Origin of the sequence: Bartonella gabonensis (genome assembly GCF_903679515.1) — a bacterium.
GTDB lineage: Bacteria > Pseudomonadota > Alphaproteobacteria > Rhizobiales > Rhizobiaceae > Bartonella > Bartonella gabonensis.
Map to the genome: position 1 here is coordinate 1 of NZ_CAHOYM010000113.1, position 567 is coordinate 567.

Below are 567 nucleotides of genomic sequence, written 5' to 3' on the forward strand. Positions count from 1 at the left end.
TCTACGCACCGATCAAGAGGGATTAAAGATCCTAAGCTCTAGCGTACAATTATGCCTACTATTGTGGGTATCCCGGGATTCCGGGAGATTTTGCACTGTCCAGGTGTGTCTTACGCACTAAAAGCAAAATGCTGACTAGAGCTCAGTACCTTTAACTCCCGGAATACTCATGCGAGGGCGCTCGCAACCGGCGGGGGGCTTAACATGCAAACCCAAAATCCACATTTTAACGATGTTTCTGGTCAAGCAAAGAATTCGTCAAAGACGCACTGCCATGGGGCTTTCTCAAAAGGAATTAGGAAGCCATTTAGGTGTCTGTTTCCAACAAATCCAGAAATATGAAAAAAGCTTCAATCGTGTAAGCGCAGGGCGTTTACAAGAAATTGCCAACATACTGGAGGTTCCTATTACCTTTTTTTATGCGGATATTGCCACACAAGAAGATAACCTCACAAAAGAAAATCATTCCCACCATGATCAAAAAACCTATAGCGAAAAAGAATACACCCTTTTGAAAAATTTTAGAGAACTCCACCCTAAAAAACAGAAAGCAATTTGGTGGCTAAT

Annotated in this window: 1 pseudogene; it reads left to right on the forward strand. The window is 42.3% G+C overall.

Annotated elements, in window-relative coordinates:
• Positions 1 to 204 precede the first annotated feature (204 nt).
• Positions 205 to 567 (forward strand): annotated as a pseudogene (locus tag HWX04_RS08285) (helix-turn-helix domain-containing protein); the annotation flags it as partial.